Raw genomic sequence first — 3,114 nt, 5'->3', positions numbered from 1 at the left:
ACGCAAACGTGGTCCGACCCCACCCTTTCTGCATGTGGATCCACAAGTCGGCCAGCAGACCGTCATATATGCAGTCGCCGGCGTACGAGAAGAACACGACGGCGAACAAGGAGGAGGCGAGCTACGGCAGCTTCGCGGCTATCGGCACCGAGGCCGCGAAGAGCCCGACGACCTGCATCCCCGCCGACTACGAGCGGACCGTGCTCATCAGGAAGATGACCCTGCTTCGGGTGGAAGGGCGTACGGCATGAGGGTGCTGAAGTGTCCGCGACTGGTCACCCCTCCCGCCAGTTCATCGTGAAGGTGCACGGTCGCTGCAATCTGGCCTGCACCTACTGCTACCTCTACGAGGGACCCGACCACACCTGGCGCACTTGCCCGGCCGCCGCACCGGCCGCCGTCCTGGACCGCACCGCCGAACACGCCAACGTCCACGGGCTGTTCACGGTCTCCCTGGTCCTGCACGGCGGTGAACCCCTGCTGGCCGGTGCCGGCACCCTCGGTCGCTTCGATGACGCCGTACGCGCGCGCGTCCCCGCCGGCTACGGGGTTCGGGCCGTCGTCCAGACCAACGCCACCCTCCTCACCGAGGACCGCCTCACGGTTCTGGCCCGGCACGGCATCCAGGTCGGCATCAGCCTCGACGGCGGCCGCGCCGTGTCGACCACGCCGGGCGCCCGTCGTGGATCCGCTGTCAGACCCGGGCGAGACCTACGACTCGCTCCTCGAACTCCGCCCCGCCCCCTCGACCTGCTGCTCCGCAGAGCAACTGGTCGACATCGCCGCACGCGGAGGGCACGAGATACAGCGACTGGCTCTGTGCCGTCTTCGACCGCTCGTGGTCGGCCGGGCGTCTCTTCGAAGAGTGCCTGGCCCTGCTGCTGGGCCTGCCGGCGGCCACCGAGTCGCGGGGACTCACCCCATTCGACGCGTTGGTGGTGGAGACGGACGGCTCGATCGAGCACGTCGACTCGCTGAAGTTGGCCTACGAAGGAGCGGCGCGCACCGGCCCCGACGCCTTCCGGCACTCCTTCGACGAGGCGTTGGCCCACCCAGGAGTCGCCGCCCGGCAGGCGGGCGCGGCGGCCCTTGCCGACGCCTGCCGGGCCTGCCCCCTGCTGACCGTGTGCGGCGGCGGCCACTACGCGCACCGGTACCGGGCCGGACACAACTTCGGCAACCCCTCGGTGTACTGCGACGACCTGCAGCGTTTCATCCGCCACGCGGCGAGACGACCCGTCACGGACGCGAAGCCGACATCGGCCGGGGCATGAGAAGGCCGTCATCTTCGAGCTGACCAAGGAGGCCCCGGCTCTGACCGCGGTCCTCGTCGGTCTGGGCTGGGACGTCTGGACCACCGTCGGCACCGACTTCGACCTGGACGCCAGCGCGCTGCTGCTGAACGTCGAGGGCAAGGTCGGCAGCGACTTCGACCTGGACACCGAGGGCCAGGTCGGCAGCGACCAGAACCTCGTCTTCTTGAACAACCTGAAGAGCCCCGAGGGTTCGGTCCTGCACGGCGGCGAGCCGCTGCTGGTCTGCCCTGCCCGGCTGCGGGACATCTGCCAGGAACTCACCCGCACCCTCTCCCCGCTGACCACGCTCGACCTGCGCATGCACACCAACGCGGTCACCCTCGACCGCCGTCATCTGGAGATCTGCCGGGAGTTCGGGGTCCAGGTCAGCGTGTCCCTCGACGGCGACCGCGCGGCCAACGACCGGCACCGGCGCGACCGCAGGGGGCGCAGCAGCTACGACCGAGTGGTCCGCGGCATCCGGCTGCTGCAGGAGCCCGAGTACCGTCACCTGTTCAGCGGAGTGCTGTGCACGGTGGACGTGGCCAACGACCCGGTCGTCGTGCACGACGCCCTCACCGGGCTCGCCCCGCCGCGGATCGACTACCTGATTCCGCACTCGACCTGGGACAGCCCGCCGCCCAATCCGTCCGGGGGCGGCACCCCCTATGCCGACTGGCTGCTCGCGGTCTTCGACCGCTGGGAGCAGCAGGGCCGCCCGATGCCAGTGCGGACGTTCGACTCGGTCCTCAGCACCCTGCGCGGCGGGCCGCCCCTGACCGAGGCGATGGGACTGGCCCCCAGCGACCTCGCGGTGATCGAGACGGACGGCACCTTCGAGCAGGCCGAATGGCTCAAGACGGCCTACGCGGGCGCACCCGAGACGGGGTACGACGTCTTCCGGCACGGCTTCTCCGAGTTCGTCGCGCACCCCGGTGTCCAGGCCCGGCAGACGGGCGTGGACGGAATCAGTGACACCTGCCGCCGCTGCCCGGTCGTGGCCAAGGGACGGAGGCGTCATCACACACTTAGACAGCTGGTCCTCAAGATCCACAGCAGGTGCGATCTGCTCTGCGAGCACTGTTACGTGTATCAGCACGCCGACCAGAGCTGGCGGTCCCGGCTGACTTTACTCGTACAAGGGCGGCATCGGACCGATGATGGCGCTGGCCAACACAGCGTAGATTCTCGCTGCAAACGGCCTTCCTCCAGGGCTACTGAAACACTGCATCATGCCTGGAATGGGACAACTCTACGACTGCCTGTACGGCGGCATGTTCTTGGAAGTGCTGGGCTCTGAACGTGCTCAGCGAGGCCCACGAACTACCCAACCCGGAATACGTTACAAATGAACTCCTTGCGGAGGCCGTCGATGCAGTCGGTGAATACACGGCGGCATTTCAAGTTGGGATCGCACAGGTCCCCGTGGAGGACCCAAGCCGTCATTCCAGGATCCATCCAAGGCCGTGAATTGACGCATTCTTAGATGAGAGAACCGGTCAGATTGTCACTGCAATTCACGCACCCGAGATAACCGGATCGATGGTGGACCCTCATCCCAGAACCTAGCCCGTAGTTAGTTTTGACGCACAATGGTTGACGATCCGTCAAGATTGTCCGAGGAGGCGGGAGTCCGGCGCGCCTACCCACCTTGCCGTGCCCTTACCTGACTGCGGAGCAGTCAGGTCTCTGACCAGCGCGGAGCGCTGGTCAGGCAGGGCGGACGCGGAGCGCCTGCCCTGCCCGGACGGAGTCCGGGCCCTCGGGCGCGCAGCGCCGGGAAGCGTCGCGTAGCGACGCCGCGTCGTGTCTGCGGAGC

3 protein-coding genes and 1 pseudogene are annotated in these 3,114 nt (G+C 67.7%); all 4 read left to right on the top strand.

What is annotated here, in order from left to right:
- Positions 1–251 (top strand): hypothetical protein (locus FNH09_RS45705; protein ID WP_420802846.1); only part of this gene is annotated, 251 nt, incomplete at its 5' end.
- 10 nt (positions 252–261) lie between these two features.
- Positions 262–978, top strand: coding sequence for a radical SAM protein (locus FNH09_RS45700; RefSeq protein WP_420802845.1), 717 nt, complete (start codon positions 262–264; stop codon positions 976–978).
- Positions 933–1,274 carry a hypothetical protein gene (locus FNH09_RS50380; RefSeq protein ID WP_420802847.1) on the top strand — a complete coding sequence of 114 codons (342 nt, stop codon included), beginning with the start codon at positions 933–935 and terminating at the stop codon, positions 1,272–1,274. The genes FNH09_RS45700 and FNH09_RS50380 overlap by 46 nt, the downstream gene beginning before the upstream one ends.
- Positions 1,275–1,284: 10 nt before the next feature.
- Positions 1,285–2,418: pseudogene (locus FNH09_RS49365) on the top strand (FxsB family cyclophane-forming radical SAM/SPASM peptide maturase); the annotation flags it as partial.
- Positions 2,419–3,114: the final 696 nt, after the last annotated feature.

It is taken from the genome of Streptomyces adustus (assembly GCF_009377175.1).
GTDB lineage: Bacteria > Actinomycetota > Actinomycetes > Streptomycetales > Streptomycetaceae > Streptomyces > Streptomyces adustus.
Note: the sequence above shows the minus strand (reverse complement) of the source record. Positions and strands in the feature narration are given on the sequence as shown.